Here is a 5,018-nt window from a genome sequence, read left to right as displayed (position 1 = left end):
TTATTTCCTATGGGAACGTGATACAACAGGGTTATGTCAGTTTACGAATATAAATGGCAGCAAGGTAACGACTGAATGTCGAAGCCTGTCTGAATTTCCGGTAGTTGTCAGATACAATTCGGCGGTGGACATTATCAGAAAAGTTGCCAAGCAATCGGAAACGTTTCTTAAAGACATAGTCAGTCCCATTAGTCCTTTTGGCATCCCCACAAAAGTAACCGGAGCTTCAAGAAAAAGTGAAATAAACGAAATAACGCTTTATACGAGCAAAGGCGTTGGATACACAAAAGTATCGGAAATTCGTACGGGACTGATGTATCTGAATAAGCATAAAGTAATGGTGAGTCAAATTGGTGCGGAGCATGCTGGCGAACCGGGAAAGGATGGTAGATTTCGTGTTTTGACATCTTCAATGAGAGTTCTTAAGCCTTATGAAGTTTGCACAAATTCGTATATCGTAATCGGAGAGAATGATGATTATGAAACTGCGGATAATATCCTTTCGTATCTCAGGACGAAATTTGTCAGGTTTTTAGTATTGCAGGCTGTTTCGTCTATTCATATCTCAAAGACATCGTTCACATTTGTTCCTATGCTTGATTTTTCAAGATCTTGGTCTGATGACGATTTGTACGTCAAGTTCGGCATCACGTCAGAAGAGATTGATTTTATCGATTCCATGATTAAACCCATGGAAGGAGATGACTGATGACGGAACAAAACGATGAGTTTTTCCCCCTGAAAACAGCATCCCGTCCGCGGATTTATGCATATGCGCTGGTTGGCGTGAAGACTCATGAAGGCTACATCAAGGTTGGCTATACGGAAAGAGACGTGGCAACCAGAGTCAGAGAGCAGCTTCATACGGCCGCAGTGCCTTATAAGATCCTGAATTCCTGGTCGGCTATGAGAAACGATGGCAGCTGCTTTCTGGATCATGATGTGCACCGTGCGCTTGAGAAGAAGGGCTTTCCTCAGCTGTTTCCGGATCAGGATCGTAACGAGTGGTACAAATGTTCCCTCCAGGATGTGGAGGCTGCCATGATGGCAGTGACCACCGGCACTGAAAATTTCGAGAACCGCACCCGCAACTTCAGAATGAGGCCGGAACAGGAGGAGGCGGTACGCCGGACAATGGCTTACTTTCAATCCGCTGCTCAGGATCAAAGCGGGAGAACGCCGAAGTTTCTGTGGAATGCTAAGATGCGTTTCGGCAAAACCTTCGCCGCCTACCAGCTTGCCAGGAGAATGAACCTGAAGAAGGTGCTGATTCTGACCTTTAAGCCGGCGGTGCAAACAGCCTGGCGGGAGGATATTGAAACTCATGTTGATTTTGAGGGCTGGCAGTTTATCTCAGCGGCCTCTGATTCTCTGGGACGGTCTATTGATGAACAGTATGCCGCAGCAGACAAATCCCGGCCTGTGGTCTGCTTCGGATCCTTTCAGGATTTTCTGGGCAAGGACAAAAACAGCGGCGGCATAAAGGCCCGCAATGAGTGGGTGCATACCACAAACTGGGATCTCGTTATATTTGACGAGTACCATTTCGGCGCCTGGAAGGACAATGCCCGGAACCTTTTTGAACACGATGAGGATTCCTACGAAGAGGATTTGTCCCAGTATGAGCCCGGTAATGCCCAGGATGAGTCCTGGCTTCCCATTACCACCGGCTATTACCTGTTTCTGTCAGGCACTCCCTTCAGAGCTTTGAATTCCGGGGAGTTTATCGAGGAACAGATCTATAACTGGACTTATTCAGATGAACAGCAGTGCAAGGCTGAATGGCCCAGACTGTCGCATTTCCCGGATTACCGTCCGGCTCCTGATGAAGAAAATTCGTACGAGTCCTTGCCCCGGATGGTGATGCTGACCTACCGGCTGCCGGAGTCCATGCAGAGAATCGCCCGGGAAGGGGAGTTTGACGAATTTGACCTGAATGAGTTTTTTCGGGCCGAGGGCAAGGGATCCCTGGCCGTTTTTAAGCACGGTGATTATGTGCAGAAGTGGCTGGATCTGATCCGGGGCGCTCTTTCTGAAACCACGGTGGATGAACTCAAGCTGGGAGCCCAAAGGCCGCCTTTTCCGTTTTCAGATCAGCGGCTTTTAAGCTCTCTTTCCCATACGCTGTGGTTTCTGCCGGATGTGGCGGCCTGTGATGCCATGGCAAATTTGCTCAAAGAAAAGCAGAACAGGTTTTATCATGATTACAAGGTGATAGTGTCTGCGGGGACAAAAGCCGGAATTGGCGTTCAGGCGGTGTCTCCGGTAAGAAAGGCCATGGAGAATCCTCTGGAATCCCGCACCATCACCCTTTCCTGCGGCAAGCTGACCACCGGTGTTACCATAAAGCCGTGGACGGGAATTCTGATGCTCCGGAATCTGTCTTCGCCGGAAACGTATTTCCAAGCGGCTTTCCGGGTGCAGAGTCCTTGGGTGATCAAGAAGGATACCGGCGAGAACGAGGTTATAAAGGAGAAATGCTACGTCTTTGACTTTGCCCTGAACCGGGCTCTTCGGCAGATTTCAGATTACTGCTGCCGGCTTAATGTTTCTGAAAAGAACCCCGAGAACAAGGTAGCCGAGTTCATCAAGTTCCTGCCGGTGCTGGCCTATGACGGCAGCAGCATGAGAGAAGTCAATGCCACGGATATTCTGGATTTTGCCATGTCTGGAACCTCGGCCACGCTGCTGGCGAAACGGTGGGAGTCGGCCCTCTTGGTAAATGTTGACAACAGCACTCTGGAGAAGCTTCTCAAAAATGACAAAGCCATGGCGGCTCTTATGAAGATTGAAGGCTTCAGAAGTCTCAACAGCGATATCGAAACCATTATCAATAAATCGACGCTGGTGAGAAAGGCTAAAACCGAGAAGGGGGACAAGCTGTCTCCGAAAAAGAAAAAAGAGCTTACCGAAGCTGAGAAGGAATACAAGTCCAAGCGGAAGCAGATTCAGGAAAAGCTCATCAAATTCGCTACCCGCATTCCCGTGTTCATGTATCTTACCGATTTCCGGGAGGTCTGTCTCAGCGATGTCATTACCAAACTGGAAGGGCCGCTTTTTCATAAGGTTACCGGCATCGACGTTTCCGACTTCGAGCTTCTGGTGTCCCTGAACCTCTTTAACGAGTCTCTGATGAATGATGCGGTGTATAAGTTCAAGCGCTACGAGGATGCCAGTCTGGAGTATACCGGGATCAACAGCCATCGGGATGAGGACGTGGGATTGTTCAGCACGGTGCTGTCCCGGTCTGACTATGAAGCCAGCAAGGAGCATTAGCGGAGGCGGGCGCGGCTGGCTAAAAACAATGGGTTCATGACGATGAAGGATGTCGGTTCCGGGAATTGTTCAGAAACGGCAAAGCAGTTCGCTGTTGTTAGCCGGCTCCTCCATGGCCGCAATAACCCGAATAACCCCGGTCTTTCAGGGAGTCGTAAAGCAAAAGGAAGCGGCTGTCCTTGCAGTGTCGTTTTTCTCTCCGTCGCCGGTTCTTTCCGTTGCATCGATTAGTTTGCAAGCATGCAAGCCTGCGGCGCTGTTACTGAGAAACAGTTTTTTTGAAAAAGCACCGTTTTTCTTCTCTTTGCAGCTTCACCTTCATTTTTTTCTCCTTCCGATCCCCTTGTTATTTGTTCCGGAGGTTCTGGTTTTTTCTGTATTTCTTACAGGTTCGCGCGGTAAATCTCCTTATAAAAACCTTCTCAGCTCTTGTTTTATAAAGCTTCCTTGATAAAGGAGCCTGATTTTCTGGTGTTTCGGTCTCTTTGCGGGGACAGACCTGAAGAGGCGTCGCCGAAAATTATGACACTGTTCGCAATATTTCCAGAAAGGCTTTTCATTCGTTTCATGATGGTTGTGCTCTGAGCGTGACAGTGTTCAAAAAAACGCAATTACCTGTTTTGGGGCGGCTCAATATGTGATCCCGTCTGTTATTTTTTTCTTTTCGCAATTTTTATACTCGTTTCTATCACGCCCGCGATATCCGGGCCTTTTCGTTGATTGTGTAACCCAACTCGTTGATTCTAATTCTCGGAGTATGATTACTATGATAATAAATTCATCGCTAACCAGGCTTTCCGTGGCGCTGATTGCGGCTATGGGCCTTTCCGCCTGTCATCATGATCACAGCAGTGGCAACAATAACAACAATAATAATGACGAGGAGGTTGCCGTAGAGCTTCAGGTACTGGACGGAGCTCTTAAGGGAGCTCAGGTCTTTGCGGATCTGAACCGCAATTTCGTGCTGGACGGTGATGAAAAATCTGCCCAAACCGATAACAACGGCAAGGTTACATTGAAAATTTCCAAATCGGCTCTTAAGGATTCCGCAGGCAATGACCTTAACAGCTTCAGGGTGCTTGCCCTGGCCCCGCAGGGGACTCCTGATTTTATATATGGTTCCGAGACTGCTCTGACCGTTCCTCTGGCGCTGTCCCGCGAGGTGTTTACCGCCAATACCTCCGGACTTATTGCGGTTACTCCGTTCACCACTCTGACTGACATGACCCTGAGTCCGGAAAATATCGCCAGCATCACCCCCGAATCCTACAATTCGGTGCTGAAAGACATTGCCACGGCATCCGGAGCCGGGAATGCTGCTGTTACCGGCGGTTACAATGATTCTCCCGCTGATGAAAATCTCCATGCCCTGATAGCCGGCGAGCTTTTGGCCAGAAACGGCTTTATTCCCGCCAGTCCCCAGGAGCTCGAGGAGGTCTGGAACGGTTCAGACGGTGTTATTCCTATTATAATAGCGGCAGCTGTGAAGGATGATGCTAACAGCATGGTTGCCACGCTGGAGAAAAATGCCGAAAAGGAAGGCCGGGATGTTACCGGTGATGATGTGGTAGCCGCTCTTACGAATTACAATCCTGATAACCCCGATAATCCCGATAACCCGGACAATCCTGATAACCCCGATAATCCCGATAATCCCGATAATCCCGATAATCCCGATAACCCGGACAACCCCGATAACCCCGATAACCCGGACAACCCCGATAACCCCGATAACCCGGACA

Annotated in this window: 4 protein-coding genes; all 4 read left to right on the top strand. The window is 49.0% G+C overall.

Annotation, left to right across the window (positions count from 1 at the left end; translation table 11 throughout):
• Window positions 1-709, top strand: a 709-nt coding sequence (locus ACJROR_RS12595; protein ID WP_406547340.1) for a hypothetical protein, incomplete at its 5' end; no start/stop codon positions are given.
• Window positions 709-3,276, top strand: a complete 2,568-nt coding sequence (locus ACJROR_RS12590) for a DEAD/DEAH box helicase family protein (protein WP_406547339.1) — start codon at window positions 709-711, stop codon at window positions 3,274-3,276. The genes ACJROR_RS12595 and ACJROR_RS12590, both read left to right, overlap by 1 nt.
• Before the next feature lie 112 nt (window positions 3,277-3,388).
• On the top strand, window positions 3,389-3,727 hold the full coding sequence (locus ACJROR_RS12585) for a hypothetical protein (protein ID WP_406547337.1): 339 nt from the start codon (window positions 3,389-3,391) through the stop codon (window positions 3,725-3,727).
• 315 nt (window positions 3,728-4,042) lie between these two features.
• The coding region (locus tag ACJROR_RS12580) for a hypothetical protein (protein WP_406547336.1) at window positions 4,043-5,018 on the top strand (976 nt) is incomplete at its 3' end.

Source organism: Succinimonas sp. (genome assembly GCF_045225735.1).
Classification (GTDB): Bacteria; Pseudomonadota; Gammaproteobacteria; order Enterobacterales; family Succinivibrionaceae; genus Succinimonas.
The sequence above is the reverse complement of the archived record's forward strand: the minus strand, read 5'-3'. Positions and strand labels throughout refer to the sequence as shown.